This is a genomic window from Bradyrhizobium forestalis (assembly GCF_002795245.1).
GTDB classification, from domain to species: domain Bacteria; phylum Pseudomonadota; class Alphaproteobacteria; order Rhizobiales; family Xanthobacteraceae; genus Bradyrhizobium; species Bradyrhizobium forestalis.
The window spans coordinates 231,931-248,894 of record NZ_PGVG01000007.1 but is presented as its reverse complement, the minus strand read 5'-3'; the positions used below and the strand labels follow the sequence as shown (position 1 = coordinate 248,894).

The following is a 16,964-nucleotide window of genomic DNA, read 5'->3' as shown; positions in this document are numbered from 1 at the left end:
AACTCAGTTGCGGGAAGGGCGTTCGGGATGTCCGGAACCAAAATCCTCTGGGGCCAGGTGATCGTTGTCGGCCTGATCGTTTTGCTGGCCATCTGGGGAGCAACCGAGTGGACGGCCTGGCGGCTCGCCTGGCAACCGGAGCTTGGGCGGCCCTGGTTCGAACTGGGCTTCAAGATCTATTACCCGCCCGTCTTCTTCTGGTGGTGGTTCGTTTACGACGCCTATGCGCCACACGTCTTTGTCGAAGGCGCATTTATCGCGGCTTCGGGGACCTTCGTTTCGATCGCGGTGGCGATCGGCATGTCGGTGTGGCGCGCGCGTGAAGCCAAGAATGTCGAGACCTATGGTTCAGCGCGCTGGGCCGATCTGGAGGAGGTAAGAGCGGCCGGACTTCTCAGTCCGGATGGTGTGGTGCTCGGGAAGCTCGACGGCGACTACTTGCGTCATGACGGACCAGAGCACGTCTTGTGTTTCGCACCAACCCGATCCGGCAAAGGCGTCGGTCTTGTCGTCCCCTCCCTGCTGACCTGGCCTGGCTCAGCCATCGTTCACGACATCAAAGGCGAGAACTGGCAGCTGACCGCCGGCTTTCGCTCGCGGCATGGCCGCGTCCTGTTGTTTGACCCCACCAACCCGAAGTCCTCAGCCTACAATCCGCTCCTCGAAGTCCGGCGCGGGGAATGGGAGGTTCGCGATGTCCAGAACGTGGCCGACGTCCTGGTCGACCCCGAAGGCTCGCTCGACAAGCGGAACCATTGGGAGAAGACCAGTCATTCGCTCTTAGTCGGCGCCATCCTCCATGTCCTCTATGCGGAAGCCAACAAGACCCTGGCCGGCGTCGCCGCCTTCCTGTCGGATCCGAAGCGGCCGATCGAGGCGACGCTGAAGGCAATGATGACGACGCCGCATCTTGGTAAGCAGGGTGCCCATCCCGTGGTCGCCTCGACCGCGCGCGAGCTCCTGAACAAATCCGAGAATGAGCGGTCTGGCGTCCTGTCCACCGCGATGTCGTTCCTGGGGCTGTACCGTGATCCCGTTCTGGCTCAGGTGACCTGCCGCTGCGACTGGCGGATTGCCGATCTGATCGCAGATAGCCGCCCGACGACCCTTTACCTTGTGGTGCCACCATCGGATATTTCTCGGACCAAGCCGTTAATCCGTCTGGTGCTGAACCAGATTGGCCGCCGACTGACTGAGGACTTGCACGCTCGCGACCGCCGGCATCGCGTTCTGATGATGCTCGACGAGTTTCCCGCACTCGGGCGGCTCGATTTTTTCGAGTCCGCGCTCGCCTTCATGGCGGGGTACGGCATCAAGAGCTTCTTGATCGCGCAGTCGCTTAATCAGATCGAGAAGGCCTACGGGCCCAACAACGCCATCCTCGACAACTGTCACGTCCGCGTCAGCTTCGCGACCAACGACGAGCGAACCGCCAAGCGGGTTTCCGACGCGCTGGGTACGGCGACCGAGATGCGCGCGATGAAGAACTATGCCGGTCATCGATTGAACCCGTGGCTGGGGCACCTCATGGTCTCGCGCCAGGAGACGGCAAGGCCGCTACTGACCCCCGGCGAGGTCATGCAGCTTCCGCCGATGGACGAGATCGTCATGGTGGCGGGGACGACACCGATCCGGGCGAAGAAGGTCCGCTACTACGAGGATCGGCGGTTCACCGAGCGGGTTCTGCCGCCGCCAGATCCGGCGACGGCCGGCCGATCATTGCGAACGGACGGATGGTCAGCGCTTGGAACGCCGATGCAGACGGGAGGTCCAACTGACAAAGCCGCCGAGGCCAAGGAAGACACGGCGAACAGCGGACTCCGTCGCGAGCCCGAACTACCCGATCACGTCGCGATCGCCAACGAGACGACCGAACCGACACCGGCACAAGAATTTGCTGCCGTTCTTGACGATGATGAGGATGCGGTCCGTCAGTCCCGCCTCATACGCCAACAAATGCGCGGCGTCGCTCGTCAGGTCGCCATGGACCCGAATGACAGTATGGAGCTCTGAGGCATTATGCGCGACCGGATGAACGTCTACTTCCCGCCAGAACTGCTGAAACAGATCTCGGAGCTCGCCGATCGCAAGAAGCTTTCTCGGTCGGCGATCGTGGAAGCGGCAGTTGTTTCGTTTCTGTCCCCGGATGGAGCGGACAGGCGGGAGGCAGCGTTCGACAGGCGCCTCGATCGGCTGTCGCGCCAGATGCAGCGGCTGGAACGCGACGTGGGTTTGACGGCCGAGACCTTGGCTTTGTTCATTCGTTTCTGGCTGACGATTACGCCGCCGCTACCCAACGATGCGCAGGCGGCCGCGCAGGCAAAGGGCCGGGAGCGGTTTGAAGGATTTGTCGATGCGCTCGGGCATCGTTTGCAGAAGGGGCAAAGCTTTCTGCGCGAGATCCCTGAAGATATCCGCCCTCAGGAGCCGGCCGAAGAAACCTGATTGAACCATGCAGCAATACCGTTTCGCCGGTCCCTTCTTTTTCTTCGCTAGCCTACGACCGCAGCGATTTAGCTGAACCGGCAGGAGCTGGTCGCGCTATCGGCTCGAAAGAGCTGACAGCAAGAGGGGCCGGCATGCAAATCTCAAAAGGATGGTGTCGAATTGCGCGGGTTTTTCTCCCTTTTGCTGCTGGATACTATCTTTCGTACCTGTTTCGAACGATCAACGCTCTGATCGCCAGCCATATCAGCTCGGACATCGGGCTTGGGAGTGCCGATCTTGGCTTGCTTACCTCGGTCTATTTTCTAGTTTTCGCGGCGGCTCAGATCCCCGTCGGCATCTTGTTGGACCGATTTGGTCCGCGTCGCGTCCAAAGTGCTCTGCTCTTGCTCGCAGCAGTGGGCGCCGGACTGTTCGCAGTATCGACCGGCTTCCTGTCACTTTTGATCGCGCGTGCAATGATCGGGCTTGGCGTGGCGGCAGCGCTCACGGCAGGTCTGAAATCCATCATCCTTTGGTTTCCCAGGGAGCGAGTTGGCTTGCTGAACGGCTACATGGTCATGCTGGGCTCGCTAGGAGCGGTGACTGCTACTGCTCCCGTCGAGCGCCTGCTCGCTTGGATGGGCTGGCGGTCGCTCTTTGAGATTCTGGCAGCGGCTACTGGTGCGATAGCCATTCTCATCTATTTTGTGGTGCCTGAACGAGGCATTGTTCCATTAACAGCGCGCGCCACCCTTGGCTCCGTTTTCGGCGATCGGCGTTTCTGGTGCATTGCGCCATTGTCGGCGACTTGCGTGGGATCGGCCTGGTCCCTGCAGGGACTGTGGGCATCGCCATGGCTGACCGACGTGGAGAGGCTTGATCGCGCAAGTCTCGTCGGACAGCTATTCATAATGTCCATCGTATTGAGCGGCGGTGCCTGGTTCTTCGGTGTGGCCGTCCATAACATCAAACGCAGAGGAATCGGGGCGGAGACGATATTGGCGATGGTTGCGGTGCTGTTTATCGCAGCCGAGTTAGCCTTGATCCTGCGAGCGCCTCTGCCGTCCATCCTACCCTGGTCTGTCATCGCAATCGTCGGAACAGCAACCGTGATCAGCTTCGCGGTGATATCAGATTACTTTCCGCCGGAGCTTGCTGGTCGTGCCAACGGCGCTTTGAACGTCTTGCACTTTGGTTGGGCATTTCTGGCACAATACGCGACAGGCCTGATCCTGGAGCAATGGCCTGCGAACGACGGCCATAGGACCGTCCAAGCCTATCAGGTGGCGTTCGGCTTCAGCGTAGCGCTGCAGATCGCGGCATTGGTCTGGTTCGTGGTGCCTTGGCGCCGATCCATCGTTTCGTGGATGAGTTCAATCCTCCTCTTCGAGCCGTCTGATGTTTCCTATGCTGTCGAATCAGTTGGGTTGTATGAGGATTCGGTCATCTTCCTGCCCGCGGATGACGATGCGGAGTGGTAAGTAGCCACTCCCAGCGAACTGATACGATTGAGTAGGCCTCATAACTCCGTTCTCAGTCTTTCTTTTTCTACGCCAGTCTACGATCTTCGAAAGCGCTTGTTGCGCCAAGTCCATCGGTGCCTCTTCTAATCATCCCCATCTGAGGACTGTCGTTCGACGTCCTCATACGGTGGGGACGAACGGTGGCAATCCATTCCATTCAATCGGAAGCGAGTTCGCGCGGCGCGCGAATGCTGCGCAGCGCGCTTGGCTCTGCGATTGCCGGCTACCTCGAAGACGAAGCGATCATCGAGGTGATGCTCAACCCGGATGGGCGGTTGTGGATCGACCGGTTGTCGAATGGTCTGATCGACACAGGCGAAACTCTGTCCTCAGCGGATGGCGAGCGCATTGTTCGCCTGGTAGCGCATCACGTCGGTGCCGAGGTGCATGCCGGCTCGCCACGGGTCTCGGCCGAACTGCCCGGGACCGGTGAGCGCTTCGAAGGTCTCTTGCCTCCGGTCGTTGCTGCACCTGCCTTTGCGATCCGCAAGCCCGCCGTCGCCGTGTTTACGCTCGACGACTACGTCGGCAGGGGAATCATGACCTCAGAGCAGGCCAGGATCCTGCAGAGCGCGGTCGTTGCACGGAAGAACATCCTGGTCGCCGGTGGGACATCGACCGGCAAGACAACATTGACGAATGCGCTGCTGGCTGAGGTGGCAAAGAGCTCCGATCGGGTCGTGCTGATCGAAGATACGCGCGAGCTTCAGTGCAAAGCGCCCAATCTCGTGGCGCTCCGGACCAAAGATGGTGTGGCCACATTATCGGACCTCGTTCGGTCCTCGCTGCGCCTGCGTCCTGATCGCATCCCGGTTGGCGAAGTCCGAGGTGCCGAGGCGCTCGATCTGCTCAAGGCTTGGGGTACCGGCCATCCCGGCGGTATCGGCACTATTCACGCAGGCACCGCGCTCGGTGCGCTGCGGCGGCTCGAGCAGCTTATCCAGGAAGCCGTCATCACGGTTCCGCGCGCCCTGATCGCTGAGACCATCAACCTCGTTGCTGTGCTCGCGGGCCGCGGCGCTGACCGTCGCCTCGCCGAGCTCGCCCTCGTCACAGGGCTTGGTGCCTCCGGCGACTACAACCTTTCATCAGCAGGAGACTGACATGCGTCAGCAATTTCGTTTTCGTCGAGATGCCGCATCACTAGCCATATCCGGGATGGTTCTTTTGGCGTCGGCACCGGCATGGGCGGCCGGCTCGAACATGCCATGGGAACAGCCACTCAATCAGATCTTGCAGTCGGTTGAAGGACCGGTCGCCAAGATCATCGCCGTCATCATCATCGTCGTGACGGGGCTCACGCTGGCCTTTGGGGACTCGTCAGGTGGTTTCCGCAGGCTGATCCAGATCGTGTTCGGTCTGTCAATCGCGTTTGCCGCCTCAAGCTTCTTCCTGTCGTTCTTCTCCTTCGGCGGCGGCGTGGTGATCTGATGGGTGATCAGGTCACGGGCTTTGTCGTGCCCGTTCACCGCGCGCTCACTGAACCAATCCTGCTGGGCGGCGCGCCGCGGTCGGTTGCGATTGTCAACGGCACACTTGCGGCAGCCCTGGGGCTGGGACTTCGGCTCTGGATCGCGGGCCTCGTCCTCTGGTTCATCGGTCACATGGCCGCCGTATGGGCCGCCAAGCGCGATCCTGCCTTCGTCGATGTGGTGCGCCGACATCTGCGCATTCCCGGTCACCTCAACACCTGAGCCTCGGTTATGATGAATCTCGCCGAATATCGTCATTCCAGCGCGCGTCTCGCCGACTTTCTGCCCTGGGCAGCCCTGGTCGATGAGGGAATCATCCTGAACAAGGACGGGTCCTTCCAGCGGACGGCGAAGTTCCGAGGGCCTGACCTCGACAGCGCGGTACCGGCCGAACTTGTCGGCGTCGCCGGTCGCCTGAATAACGCCCTGCGCCGTCTGGGATCTGGTTGGGCCGTATTTGTTGAGGCGCAGCGTCATTTTGCTGGGGCTTATCCTCCGAGTACATTTCCGGATGTCGCGTCTGCGCTGGTTGACGCGGAACGCAGGGCTCAGTTCGAGGAGGCGGGTGCCCATTATGAGTCCAGCTATTTCCTAACCTTCGTCTATTTGCCGCCGGAGGAAGGAGCCGCCAGGGCAGAGCGCCTGCTCTATGAAGGCCGCGATCGGACTGTTAGCGCAGACGCGCGCGAGGTGCTCCGCGGGTTTGCCGATCAAACCGACCGCGTGCTGCAGCTCGTCGAAGGGTTCATGCCAGAATGCGCCTGGCTCAATGATCAGGACACGCTGACCTACCTGCACTCGACGATCTCGACCAAGCGTCATCGCGTTCGCGTGCCCGAAATTCCGATGTATATCGATGCGCTGTTGGCCGACCAGCCGCTGACTGGCGGGCTAGAGCCGATGTTGGGCTCAGCCAATCTTCGGGTTCTGACGATTGTCGGCTTTCCGGGGGCGACGACCCCGGGGATCCTGGACGACCTGAATCGCCTGCCATTCTCTTATCGTTGGTCGACCAGGGCGATCATGCTCGACAAGACCGACGCCACCAAGCTGCTGGCCAAAATCCGCCGCCAGTGGTTCGCGAAGAGAAAGTCCGTCAGCGCCATTCTCAAGGAGGTCATGACCAACGAGGCGTCGACGCTTCTCGATACCGACGCCCACAACAAGGCGCTGGATGCGGACGCGGCGCTGCAGGAACTAGGCTCTGACCAGATCGGGCAAGCCTTCATCACGGCGACCATCACAGTGTGGGACCTCGATCCCAATGCTGCCGATGAAAAGCTGCGCCTGGTCGACAAGGTCATTCAAGGCCGAGATTTCACCTGTATGATCGAAACGGTGAACGCCGTCGAAGCCTGGCTCGGCAGTCTGCCGGGGCATGTCTACGCCAACGTGCGGCAGCCTCCTGTTTCGACTCTTAACCTCGCTCACATGATTCCGATGTCAGCCGTGTGGGCGGGCGAGGCGAGGGACTTCCACTTCAAAGGCCCGCCTCTGTTGTTCGGCAAGACCGAGGGATCAACGCCATTCCGCTTCTCCCTCCACGTCGGAGACGTCGGCCACACCCTCGTGGTCGGCCCGACTGGCGCCGGCAAATCCGTGTTGCTGGCCCTGATGGCGTTGCAATTTCGCCGCTATCCGAACTCTCAGGTCTTTGCGTTCGACTTCGGCGGTTCAATTCGGGCGGGCGCACTTGCCATGGGTGGCGACTGGCATGATCTCGGCGGCGCATTATCCGACGGAGGTGAACAACCCGTCGCCCTGCAGCCACTGGCCTGGGTTGATGATCCTTCCGAGCGCGGATGGGCCACGGAATGGATCTGCGCAATTCTTGCTCGGGAAAAGATTGAGATCACTCCTGAGGTCAAGGATCACCTGTGGTCGGCGCTAACGTCTCTCGCTTCGGCGCCGAGAGAGGAGCGCACCCTGACGGGCCTGTCAGTCCTGCTGCAATTGAACTCTCTGAAACGCGCCTTGCAACCTTATTGCCTCGGCGGTCCATCCGGGCGCCTGCTTGACGCTGAACTCGAGCGCCTTGGCGAGGCGTCGGTCCAGGCCTTTGAGACCGAAGGGTTGATCGGAACGAGTGCGGCGCCGGCCGTGCTGGCGTACCTCTTCCATCGTATTGGGGACCGACTCGATGGCCGGCCGACGCTCCTGATTGTCGATGAGGGTTGGCTTGCCCTCGATGACGAGGTTTTTGCGGGGCAGCTCCGGGAATGGCTGAAGACGCTTCGAAAGAAGAACGCGTCCGTCATCTTCGCCACCCAATCGCTTTCGGACATCGATGGCTCCGCGATCGCGCCGGCGATCATCGAGAGCTGTCCAACACGGTTGTTGCTGCCGAACGAACGGGCGATCGAACCGCAGATCACGGCCATCTACCGCCGCTTCGGCCTCAACGACCGTCAGATCGAGCTTCTGAGCCGGGCAACGCCAAAGCGCGATTACTATTGCCAGTCCCGCCGGGGCAATCGGATGTTCGAACTCGGCTTGGGCGAGGTTGCGCTCGCATTCGCGGCGGCCTCTTCAAAGACAGACCAGGCTGCCATCGCGCAGCTCCTCGCCGAACATGGACCTGACGGCTTTGTTCCGGCTTGGCTCCAGCATCGTGGCGTCGCCTGGGCGACAGACCTGATCCCCAATCTCGTCAATCTGGAGAAATCGCTATGAAGCGTTTTGGCCTGTTCGCGGCCGCTGGCATTATCGCACTGGTGCTTGGCGTCGCGGTGCCCGCACGGGCGCTGATCGTCTTTGATCCCAACAACTACGTCCAGAATGTTCTGACTGCCGCGCGAGAACTCCAGCAGATCAATAACCAGATCACCTCGTTGCAAAACGAGGCGCAGATGCTGATCAACCAGGCAAAGAATCTTGCAAACCTTCCGTATTCATCGCTGCAGCAACTGCAATCATCGATTCAGCGGACCCAGCAATTGCTGGCCCAGGCCCAGCGCATCGCCTACGATGTCCAGCAGATCGACCGTGCCTTCTCAACCAGCTACGCGCCAGCTAGCAGCAACCAATCCAGCCAGTTGCTGGTCACCAACGCCCAATCGCGTTGGCAGAATTCGTATGCCGCAACGCAAGACGCGTTGCGCGTTCAGGCGGGTATCGTTGGCAACCTCGACACCAATCGTATCCAGACGTCCGCACTCGTAACGTCAAGTCAGGGTGCCAGCGGCGCGCTGCAGGCAACGCAGGCTGGCAATCAGATCCTTGCACTGAACGCGCAGCAGCTCGCCGATCTTACAGCTGTCGTGACGGCGCAGGGCAGGGCGCAGAGTCTTGAGGCCGCTCAGCGCGCTTCGGCTCAAGATCAAGGACGAGAACAGCTTCGGCGGTTCTTGACACCGGGGCAGGGCTATCAATCCTCGAACGTGCAGATGTTTCACTGATGATCGACATAAGGGCATTCAAGGCCTTGTCGATGCTTACGACAATCGGCGTGTTGGTCGTCACTGCCTGCACGATTCAACTGCGTGGCGGAGACGATTCTCCGCCAGCACTGCCGAAGGCGGAGCAGACGACAGGTGCAACAAGCTCTGACCTTGCACGCTGCCGCAGCGTCACTGCGGAGCAAACGGCAGGTTATCAGCATTGCAGGCAAGTCTGGGTCGAAAACCGGCGTCGCTTCTTTGGCAAGAAAGCCGGTGCCGCGATTCCTGGCCAAGAAGATTCCGCCGCAGGGTTGGCTCCCGCCCCAAAAGACCAGAGCCGGATCTCGCTAGGATATCCGCAACCGGCGACACCGGAGGCGAGTAAGCCATGACGGGTACGGGGATTATCGACCAGTTCCTGGAAACGTTCACGCGTTATATCGACAACGGCTTTGGGCTGCTTGGCAGCGATGTCGGATATCTCGCAACGACCCTTGCTGCGATCGACATCACGCTTGCTGCGTTGTTCTGGAGTTGGGGGCCGGACGAAGACATCATCGCGCGCCTCGTCAAGAAGACGCTTTTCGTGGGAGTCTTTGCCTACCTCATCGGCAACTGGAACAGCCTCGCGCGCATCGTTTTCGAGAGCTTTGCCGGCCTTGGGCTGAAAGCGTCGGGCGCAAGCCTGTCCGCATCCGATTTCCTGAGACCTGGAAAGGTCGCTCAAGTCGGACTCGACGCCGGCCGACCGTTGCTCGACTCGATCTCCAACCTGATGGGCTACATCAGTTTTTTCGAGAATTTTGTCCAGATCGTCGTTCTCCTGTTCGCCTGGGTCGTGGTGTTGCTCGCCTTTTTCATTCTGGCGATCCAGCTCTTTGTCACCCTGATCGAGTTCAAGCTGACGACGCTGGCCGGCTTCGTGCTCATTCCCTTTGGCTTGTTTGGCAAGACCGCCTTCGCAGCTGAGCGGGTCCTGGGCAATGTCATATCCTCCGGAATAAAGGTCTTGGTCCTGGCCGTCATCGTCGGGATCGGATCGACGCTATTCTCGCAGTTCACCGCTGGCTTTGGCGGCAATCAGCCAACCATCGAGGACGCGATGACACTGGTGCTCGCGGCACTCTCCCTGCTGGGCTTGGGCATCTTCGGTCCCGGAATCGCCAACGGCCTGGTATCCGGCGGACCGCAGCTCGGCGCCGGTGCGGCGGTTGGAACGGGCCTTGCTGCTGGCGGTATTGTTGCCGCCGGCGGAGGCCTCGCCGCCGGCGGTGTCGGTCTCGCTGGCGGCGCGATTGCTGGCGCCGCGCGTGGCGGGGGTGCCCTCTTGAGTGGAGCGTCCGCTGCCTATCGAAGCGGAGGCATTGCTGGCGTTGCGGAGGCGGGTAGCTCGGCTGCAATGAGCCCGTTGCGTCGCGCAGCTGCTGTGCTCGGCGGAGGTGGGGACGCTGGCGCGCAGGCCGCGAGCACATCGGCCGAAGGGCGGCCTGATTGGGCGCGACGCATGAAGCGCGCCGAGACTATTCGGCATGGTGCCTCGGCCGCTGGCCAGGCCGTCCGCTCGGGCGATCACGGTGGCGGCGGCTCTTCCGTCGATTTATCTGAAGGAGAGGGCTGACACGCAGTCACTGCGCCTTCGCCACCGCGGGCGACTCAAACGTGAATCCCGCACGACTCGAAACGGATCACTTGATTCAGGGGCAACAATCGATGTTCAAACGACCTTCCATACACTACGGGCGCATGCCCGAGCCGATCACGCCTTACCAAAAGGCGGCGCAGGTTTGGGACGAACGCATTGGATCCGCCCGCGTTCAGGCCAAGAACTGGCGATTAGTGGCGTTCGGCTGCCTGATGCTGTCAGCCGGTCTCGCAGGTGGCCTGGTTTGGCAGTCGAGCCAGGGATCGATCACGCCGTGGGTGGTCGAAGTCGACCATCTCGGCCAAACCCAAAGGGTCGCGCCGGCCAGCATCGACTATCAACCGACTGACGCTCAGATCGCCTATCATCTGGCGCGCTTTATCGAGGATGTGAGAGGGCTGCCGGCCGACGGTATCGTTCTGCGCCAGAACTGGCTCCGGGCCTATGATTTTACGACGGATCGTGGCGCGGCTGCGCTCAACGACTACGCGCGCAACAACGATCCCTTTGCCAAGCTGAGCAAGGCCCAGATCTCAGTCGACGTCTCGAGCGTCATTCGCGCGTCGTCGGAAAGCTTTCGCGTCGCGTGGACCGAGCGCACCTACGACAACGGTTCGTTGAGCTCGACTGAGCGCTGGACTGCAATTCTCTCGATCGTCATCGAGACGCCCCGCGACGCCGAACGCCTGCGCAAGAATCCGCTTGGCGTTTACGTCCGCGCCATCAACTGGTCAAAGGAGTTGAGTCAGTGACCAAGACGCTGCTTGAGTTCCGTTCGAAACGTTCCGTCCAGCAAGCAAGGGTCGATTCGGCTTGGCCCGAGTTCGTGAGTTCGAAGCGTGCAGTTTTGTCCGCTCTTTTACTTTTGTCGTCTACGCTCGGTGGGTGCGCGACCTACATTCCACCGGAAATCAGCTATGACGCTGAGGTGCCTCCGTTACCAGCGACGCCAGTGGCACTCGACGACAGATCACGACCGCTTCACGTTCCACCCCTTTGGAAACCGGCGCTCGGCGGCAAGTCGGGAGGAAAGGAAGACGCTGAGCCCGTGAGCCGGGTTGAGACCGCAAACAGCGCAGCCCGGGTCGAACCGCGCAAGCGGGGGTATTTCAACGCGGCGCAAATCTACGCCTACAGTCCCGGGGCGCTTTATCAGATCTACGCCGCACCGGGGCAGATCACGGATATCGCGCTCGAGGAGGGAGAGCAGTTGACGGGATCGGGGCCGATCGCGGCCGGAGATACCGTGCGCTGGGTCGTGGGCGATACCGAGAGCGGGAGCGGCGACACACGACGTGTCCATATCCTGGTCAAGCCGACCCGAGCTTCGATCGAGACCAATCTTGTCGTCAATACTGACCGGCGCACGTACCTGATTGAGCTCCGTTCCCGCGAGCGGCCATACATGCCATCCGTTGCCTGGTACTATCCTGAAACGGTACGCGAACGGTTGCGTTCAGCTGCTATGAAACCCGTTCTTCCGGATCCGGCGCAGCGTATCTTCCGCTATGCCATCGAAGGGGACGGTCCTCCCTGGCGGCCGCTCGCCGCATATGACGATGGCCGCAAGGTCTATGTCGAATTCCCGCAAGGCATCGTGCAAGGTGAGATGCCTCCGCTCTTTGTCATCGGACCGGATGGCAAAACCGAGCTCGTCAACTATCGCGCCTCCGGTAACGTGCTGATCGTTGATCGGCTGTTTGCAGCCGCTGAACTACGGCTCGGGGGTGAACACCAGCAGAAAGTCAGGATTGTCAGGACAGACGGGAGGCCGTCGTCATGAGCAGCTTGAGTGGAAACGATCACGAGCAATCCGTCCCGTCAGCGGCACAAGAGGATCCGTCCGGAAGCTTCCGCCTGAGAGCAGAGCAACCGCGAGTAACCCGGTTGTCGCGGAAAGTTCTCGCCGGAGGGACTGCTGTCGTGTTGTTCGTCATCGGTGGAACCGTGTTGTGGTCGCTAGCGAGCAACCGCCATCGAAATCAGGCGACCGATGAGGTTTACAGCACCGATCACCACAATGTTGCCGACGGCATAACGGCGCTACCCAAAGACTACGCTGGCGTTCCGCGCCAGGCAGTCCCGCAGCTTGGCCCTCCGCTACCCGGGGATCTCGGTCGACCGATTCTTGCAGCCCAAGGCCAGTCGCCGACGAACGGCGCTGATCCGGACCAGCAGCGCCGGGATCAAGAGACCGAAGCAGCCCGCATCAGCCATCTGTTCGCTTCGACCAATGGGAGAGAAGTGCGTCCGCCCGCCGCGGCGGCTGTTGGAGGCGACCGCGTCGCGCTACCGAACGCAACGGGCACGGGCGACGATGGATCTGCGCAGAACGGACAGGACCGAAAGCTTGCCTTCGTGAACGCCACCGTGGACCGTCGCATGGTCAGCCCTGACCGCGTCACCAGGCCCGCTTCACCATATCTCGTGCAGGCTGGGACGGTTATTCCGGGAGCCCTGATCACCGGAATCCGATCGGACCTGCCAGGCGAAATTACGGCGCAGGTAACCGAGAATGTCTATGACACGCCGACCGGCCGCTTTCTGCTTGTGCCCCAGGGAGCGCGTCTGATCGGGATCTACGATAGCCAGGTCACTTTCGGCCAGTCACGCGTGCTGCTCGTCTGGACCCGGCTGATCATGCCGAATGGACGGTCTATCGCTCTCGAGCGGCAGCCTGGCGCTGACACCGCAGGTTACGCGGGCCTTGAAGACCAAGTCGACAACCACTGGGGAGAGCTGTTCAAGGCCGCGGCTCTATCGACGTTTCTGGCGGTCGGCACCGAACTTGGGGCCGGCTCGGACACCAACAGCAACGACAGCGCGATCATCCAGGCATTGCGGCACGGAGCCTCGGACTCACTGAACCAGACTGGACAGCAGGTCGTCCGTAGAAGCCTCAACATCCAGCCGACTCTTACCGTACGACCTGGTTTCCCGGTTCGTGTTCTTGTCAATCGTGATCTGATACTTACCCCATATAGAGGGTGACAACATGCCCAAACTTAAAATAGGAGAGCTTCCAGACGACAAGCCGGTCAAAGTGACTGCGGAGCTGCCCGCCGCCGTGCATCGTGATCTCATCGCCTATGCAGAAGTGCTTACGCGTCAGGGTGGTCAAGTGGTCGATCCGACTAAACTCATCGCCCCCATGTTGGCGCGCTTTATGGCCACTGACCGAGGATTTTCTAAACTGAAACGTGAAGCCCACATACCGGCCGCCGGTGAAGGACAGTGATGCTCGTGGTTGCGAAGCGCTGCCGAGTTGGCATTAAGAGCTGAGATATGGCGTCGGTGTGCTTTCGAGTTTTCCCGAAACAACTCCGATTACGAATTTTTCCCAGTTTTCAGCCGGGGGGCGCTGGGAGTCGACGTGCAGTTATTCGGTCACCTTCAGTCGCGTTACACTGCTCCGGCCATCGACACTGAGAGGCACGTCACCCTCGATCGTGGCCCGACGTACGACGCGATGCTGGTCCCCGTAATCGTTGACCGCGTAATGCTGCGTTGCGCGGTTATCCCACAGCGCAATATCGCCCTCTAGCCAATTCCAGCGCACAGTGTTTTCGGGCGCGGTGATGTGGGACTGGAACAGATCGAACAGCTTTTGTCCGTCGTATTTGCGGATGCCAATAAAGTGCTTCACCAAGGCGCCGAGCACTAGCGTCCGCTCGCCTGTTTCGGGATGGACGCGTACGACGGGATGCTCGGTCTCAAAAACCGTTCTGGTGAACACCTCCTCAAAATGCTTCTTGTCGACCTCGCGGACCCGCGCGATCCCGGCGTAATCGAAGACGTTGCTGTGAACGGCCCATAGGCCCTCGGCAAGCCGTTGTAGCGGCGGGGGCAAACCAAGATAAGCGGCAGCTGTGTTCGACCACACGGTGTCGCCTCCGAACGTTGGCATTACAACGGCCCGCAGGACCAGAATCTTTGGATAGGCGTCGGCGAAGGTCCCATCCGCATGCCAAACGTCGGCGCGACCGCCGCCGCGAGTGGAGTCGAGTTCGAGGAGCGACGCCATCCCCTTGGTAGCACCGAGCATCGGATGTGGCACTAGCTTTCCGAGACGAGCGGCAAAGCGCTCATGCTCGGCGTCATTCAGATGTCCTTGATTGCGGAAGAAGATCACCTTGTGCTCGAGCAATAATCTGTTGATCGCGGCGATCGTGTGATCCGGTAGGTCGCCCGATAGCTTGATATTCTTGACTTCGGCACCGATGCGCGCTGCACGTTTCACAACATCGGTCCTCGGAATGACGCCTCCGACCAAAGCGTTTGTGCTCATCTTGCTTTTCCAAGCCCTTGCAGTTCTTCCTCGCCCCTTAAATGATCTTCAGCAAGCATCGTGCCAAGCGAAACACAAGCATGTACTCGACAATGGGCAGTAAACGAATCGTGGCATTTGGCGCGGGACCTCGAACTGAACCCGTTGTTGGGCCGAGTGACGAAAGAACTCGCTCACCGAGCTCACCCCTTCGAGTGTCGAATCGCGAAGCGGACAGCAGTAGCGAGAAAACGGCAAATCTGCAGTCATGCTGTAATCACTAACTGCGTTGAAGAAACCAATGCTTCTGTAGAATTGGCAATAGTTATGGTTCATGAATCATGTAGTCCGGCCCTGCCGCGCGCAAGCGCGCCTCGGAAACAAATGATCCAAGATTTATACGTTGGCGAGATCCAGACTGCGGGCAAGTTCTGTCTCAACTGGCATATCGCTCGCTATGACGATGACGGCTCCTTCGGGGGCGAATCATTGCCTGCATATACAAGCGCAGCCGCTCTTGCTTGCTCATGCTCCTAAACTGAGTTGCGCGGCTCGCAAATGTCAAAATGTCGCTGACGTGAGTCTCGATTGCAAGTCCTTGCACTTGCGCGCGAATTGGTTCAACAATGTAATTGCTTCGGTGGCGAGAGAGAGTTTGGAGAGCGTGAGCATTGCTGCCTGAGTGGCTCTGTTGGATCGTTTTGTTTTAAGCAATAGCCATCCCAGGCAGCGGGGGGCGCAAAGTCGAATGGGCTTTCGAAAGTCTGAAACCTTACTATGCGCGTTGTACTGGACCTGACACGAGATTGTGCCTCTGTCAGAATACCGACAGGTGTCTGCACAGTGCGGCAAGTCCGAGCTGACGTTTCCGTTCGTGATCGCCAGGTAATTGATGGCCCGACCGCTGCAGTCTGTGAGAGCTGTAGATGTAAGATGGCTGCGGCGCCGGTCTTGCACATTATCGTCTCAGTCCTGAACCAAGATAAGAGCTGCAACTTCCTGGTCCCGTGGTAGTTTGCTCGCCGCTAAGCCGGTGGCGATACCAATGCGATCAGGCGCGGGGCGGTTTTGGCTCATCTTGCGTTTGCCTTCGACCATGGTGATCGGGATGCGCACGCCGACGATTTCACGCAACTGGGCGGCGACGAAATCCGCGGGAGCATCGCTGACGGCCCAGGGCGTCGCACGTGACGTCTCATGGATATTCGTCAGACGTGTCACAACCTCAAGCAGGCGAGTGGGATCGTCGAAGAACTCAATCGGCCCATGGGCGTGGACCGCGATGTAATTCCATGTCGGCACCACATGTTCAGCTTGTCGCTTGCTGGGATACCAGGATGGCGTCACATAAGCCTCTGCGCCAGTAAAGATCGCCAGAGCTTCTCCGATCGGGGCCGTGCGCCATTGCGGATTGCCCTTCGCCAGATGCCCGTATAACGTACCGTGTTCGCCTTCGCTCTCATCGAGGAAGAGCGGAAGAGGCGTCGCAAGTGGCCCATCTAATGTCGCTGTGACTAGGGTGGCCAATCGGGCGCAGCGGATTGTCGCTCGAATGTTCTCGATGTCGTCATCTCGAAAGTGGGTTGGTATGTACATGAAGACTCTCCGTTGGTGGTCGTCGAGATAAACGCAAGTCAATGTGCGAGAAAACTGCCAATTTCAGTCGCTCCCGTAGAGCGTCTCCGCTTCCTGTTTTGACGTGACCGCTTCGGATTTATTTGGGACGGGGGCGATTCCACTCAGCCGCTTCAGTCCGTCGAGCTCTGTTTCCGTAGCTAGTTTCCTGCGGGCTGATCCAGGCATTCATGGACCTTTAGAGATCTCACCCGGGGTCGCCTGTATGTAGTGATCGGGCAGCTGTCCTTCGACGCGCACCGAGGCGCGTTTGGCAAGCTAGCTCCTTGATCTCGGCAAGATCGACGCCGACCTCAAAAGCCGCCTTCATCGTCTGAACTGCGTCGATGGGTACAGGTCCTAGGTGATCGCAACCAACCCATCATTAAAACACGAAAGTTCCCGCCTATGGTGGACGCCCTCGCGCGGGGGCAATCGGCAGAGGGGATTGTCGACGATTTTCCATCGCTGACGCGGATCAGGTTGAGGCGGCGATCGAATACGCCAAGGCGTTCCCAAGCGAGGGTGTCCCTATCTCTCGCGGAGTCTGAAGCGGCGCCGGCAGAGCTAGCCGGCCTTGGGTTCGATGACGAAGCCGAGGCGGGCGAGGTCGCGCCGCGCCGGATTTCGTGACCGTGC

General features: G+C 60.2%; 16 protein-coding genes. 14 read left to right on the top strand and 2 right to left on the bottom strand.

The window, feature by feature from the left end; translation table 11 throughout:
• Positions 1 to 27: 27 nt before the first annotated feature.
• The 14 genes from CVM73_RS11700 (at position 28) to CVM73_RS11635 (ending at position 13,682) form a co-directional block, all read left to right on the top strand.
• On the top strand, positions 28 to 2,013 hold the full coding sequence (locus CVM73_RS11700; protein WP_100232137.1) for a conjugal transfer protein TraG: 1,986 nt from the start codon (positions 28 to 30) through the stop codon (positions 2,011 to 2,013).
• 6 nt (positions 2,014 to 2,019) lie between these two features.
• Positions 2,020 to 2,445 carry a ribbon-helix-helix domain-containing protein gene (locus CVM73_RS11695; RefSeq protein ID WP_100232136.1) on the top strand — a complete coding sequence of 142 codons (426 nt, stop codon included), beginning with the start codon at positions 2,020 to 2,022 and terminating at the stop codon, positions 2,443 to 2,445.
• A gap of 134 nt (positions 2,446 to 2,579) precedes the next feature.
• On the top strand, positions 2,580 to 3,908 hold the full coding sequence (locus tag CVM73_RS11690) for an MFS transporter (RefSeq protein WP_100232135.1): 1,329 nt from the start codon (positions 2,580 to 2,582) through the stop codon (positions 3,906 to 3,908).
• Between the two features lie 230 nt (positions 3,909 to 4,138).
• Positions 4,139 to 5,053 carry a P-type conjugative transfer ATPase TrbB gene (trbB, locus tag CVM73_RS11685; RefSeq protein WP_208639192.1) on the top strand — a complete coding sequence of 305 codons (915 nt, stop codon included), beginning with the start codon at positions 4,139 to 4,141 and terminating at the stop codon, positions 5,051 to 5,053.
• A 55-nt stretch (positions 5,054 to 5,108) separates the two neighbouring features.
• A complete protein-coding gene (locus CVM73_RS11680) occupies positions 5,109 to 5,381 on the top strand; it encodes a TrbC/VirB2 family type IV secretion system protein (protein WP_244486413.1) in 273 nt (90 codons plus the stop codon).
• Positions 5,381 to 5,644 (top strand): VirB3 family type IV secretion system protein, encoded by a 264-nt coding sequence (locus tag CVM73_RS11675; protein ID WP_100232132.1) that lies wholly within the window; start codon positions 5,381 to 5,383, stop codon positions 5,642 to 5,644. The genes CVM73_RS11680 and CVM73_RS11675 overlap by 1 nt, the downstream gene beginning before the upstream one ends.
• A 9-nt stretch (positions 5,645 to 5,653) precedes the next feature.
• A complete protein-coding gene (gene trbE, locus CVM73_RS11670; RefSeq protein ID WP_100232131.1) occupies positions 5,654 to 8,095 on the top strand; it encodes a conjugal transfer protein TrbE in 2,442 nt (813 codons plus the stop codon).
• Entirely contained in the window at positions 8,092 to 8,820 is a 729-nt protein-coding gene (gene trbJ / locus CVM73_RS11665; protein ID WP_100232130.1) for a P-type conjugative transfer protein TrbJ, read from the top strand. Before trbE ends, trbJ begins: the two co-directional genes overlap by 4 nt.
• Positions 8,820 to 9,194, top strand: a complete 375-nt coding sequence (trbK-alt, locus tag CVM73_RS11660) for a putative entry exclusion protein TrbK-alt (protein ID WP_100232129.1) — start codon at positions 8,820 to 8,822, stop codon at positions 9,192 to 9,194. The genes trbJ and trbK-alt overlap by 1 nt, the downstream gene beginning before the upstream one ends.
• Positions 9,191 to 10,420 (top strand): P-type conjugative transfer protein TrbL, encoded by a 1,230-nt coding sequence (gene trbL / locus CVM73_RS11655; RefSeq protein ID WP_100232128.1) that lies wholly within the window; start codon positions 9,191 to 9,193, stop codon positions 10,418 to 10,420. Before trbK-alt ends, trbL begins: the two co-directional genes overlap by 4 nt.
• A gap of 92 nt (positions 10,421 to 10,512) precedes the next feature.
• Entirely contained in the window at positions 10,513 to 11,196 is a 684-nt protein-coding gene (gene trbF, locus CVM73_RS11650) for a conjugal transfer protein TrbF (RefSeq protein WP_100232127.1), read from the top strand.
• Complete coding sequence (gene trbG / locus CVM73_RS11645; RefSeq protein ID WP_167406781.1) at positions 11,193 to 12,227, top strand: P-type conjugative transfer protein TrbG; 1,035 nt, start codon at positions 11,193 to 11,195, stop codon at positions 12,225 to 12,227. The genes trbF and trbG overlap by 4 nt, the downstream gene beginning before the upstream one ends.
• Positions 12,224 to 13,435, top strand: coding sequence for a TraB/TrbI/VirB10 family type IV secretion system protein (locus CVM73_RS11640; protein WP_100232126.1), 1,212 nt, complete (start codon positions 12,224 to 12,226; stop codon positions 13,433 to 13,435). Before trbG ends, CVM73_RS11640 begins: the two co-directional genes overlap by 4 nt.
• Before the next feature lie 4 nt (positions 13,436 to 13,439).
• Positions 13,440 to 13,682: a DUF2274 domain-containing protein gene (locus CVM73_RS11635; RefSeq protein ID WP_100232125.1), complete on the top strand. Its 243-nt coding sequence runs from the start codon at positions 13,440 to 13,442 to the stop codon at positions 13,680 to 13,682.
• 141 nt (positions 13,683 to 13,823) lie between these two features.
• Here CVM73_RS11635 and CVM73_RS11630 read toward each other — a convergent pair whose 3' ends face one another.
• Together CVM73_RS11630 and CVM73_RS11620 are read right to left on the bottom strand one after the other, a co-directional pair.
• Entirely contained in the window at positions 13,824 to 14,732 is a 909-nt protein-coding gene (locus CVM73_RS11630) for a TauD/TfdA dioxygenase family protein (RefSeq protein WP_100232124.1), read from the bottom strand.
• 945 nt (positions 14,733 to 15,677) lie between these two features.
• Entirely contained in the window at positions 15,678 to 16,307 is a 630-nt protein-coding gene (locus CVM73_RS11620; RefSeq protein WP_100232164.1) for an FMN-binding negative transcriptional regulator, read from the bottom strand.
• Positions 16,308 to 16,964 lie beyond the last annotated feature (657 nt).

Coding starts and splice junctions, on each gene's coding strand:
- CVM73_RS11700 (WP_100232137.1), top strand. CDS start 28: ATGTCCGGAACCAAAATCCTCTGGGGCCAGGTGATCGTTGTCGGCCTG.
- CVM73_RS11695 (WP_100232136.1), top strand. CDS start 2,020: ATGCGCGACCGGATGAACGTCTACTTCCCGCCAGAACTGCTGAAACAG.
- CVM73_RS11690 (WP_100232135.1), top strand. CDS start 2,580: ATGCAAATCTCAAAAGGATGGTGTCGAATTGCGCGGGTTTTTCTCCCT.
- trbB (WP_208639192.1), top strand. CDS start 4,139: ATGCTGCGCAGCGCGCTTGGCTCTGCGATTGCCGGCTACCTCGAAGAC.
- CVM73_RS11680 (WP_244486413.1), top strand. CDS start 5,109: ATGGTTCTTTTGGCGTCGGCACCGGCATGGGCGGCCGGCTCGAACATG.
- CVM73_RS11675 (WP_100232132.1), top strand. CDS start 5,381: ATGGGTGATCAGGTCACGGGCTTTGTCGTGCCCGTTCACCGCGCGCTC.
- trbE (WP_100232131.1), top strand. CDS start 5,654: ATGATGAATCTCGCCGAATATCGTCATTCCAGCGCGCGTCTCGCCGAC.
- trbJ (WP_100232130.1), top strand. CDS start 8,092: ATGAAGCGTTTTGGCCTGTTCGCGGCCGCTGGCATTATCGCACTGGTG.
- trbK-alt (WP_100232129.1), top strand. CDS start 8,820: ATGATCGACATAAGGGCATTCAAGGCCTTGTCGATGCTTACGACAATC.
- trbL (WP_100232128.1), top strand. CDS start 9,191: ATGACGGGTACGGGGATTATCGACCAGTTCCTGGAAACGTTCACGCGT.
- trbF (WP_100232127.1), top strand. CDS start 10,513: ATGTTCAAACGACCTTCCATACACTACGGGCGCATGCCCGAGCCGATC.
- CVM73_RS11640 (WP_100232126.1), top strand. CDS start 12,224: ATGAGCAGCTTGAGTGGAAACGATCACGAGCAATCCGTCCCGTCAGCG.
- CVM73_RS11635 (WP_100232125.1), top strand. CDS start 13,440: ATGCCCAAACTTAAAATAGGAGAGCTTCCAGACGACAAGCCGGTCAAA.
- CVM73_RS11630 (WP_100232124.1), bottom strand. CDS start 14,732: ATGAGCACAAACGCTTTGGTCGGAGGCGTCATTCCGAGGACCGATGTT.
- CVM73_RS11620 (WP_100232164.1), bottom strand. CDS start 16,307: ATGTACATACCAACCCACTTTCGAGATGACGACATCGAGAACATTCGA.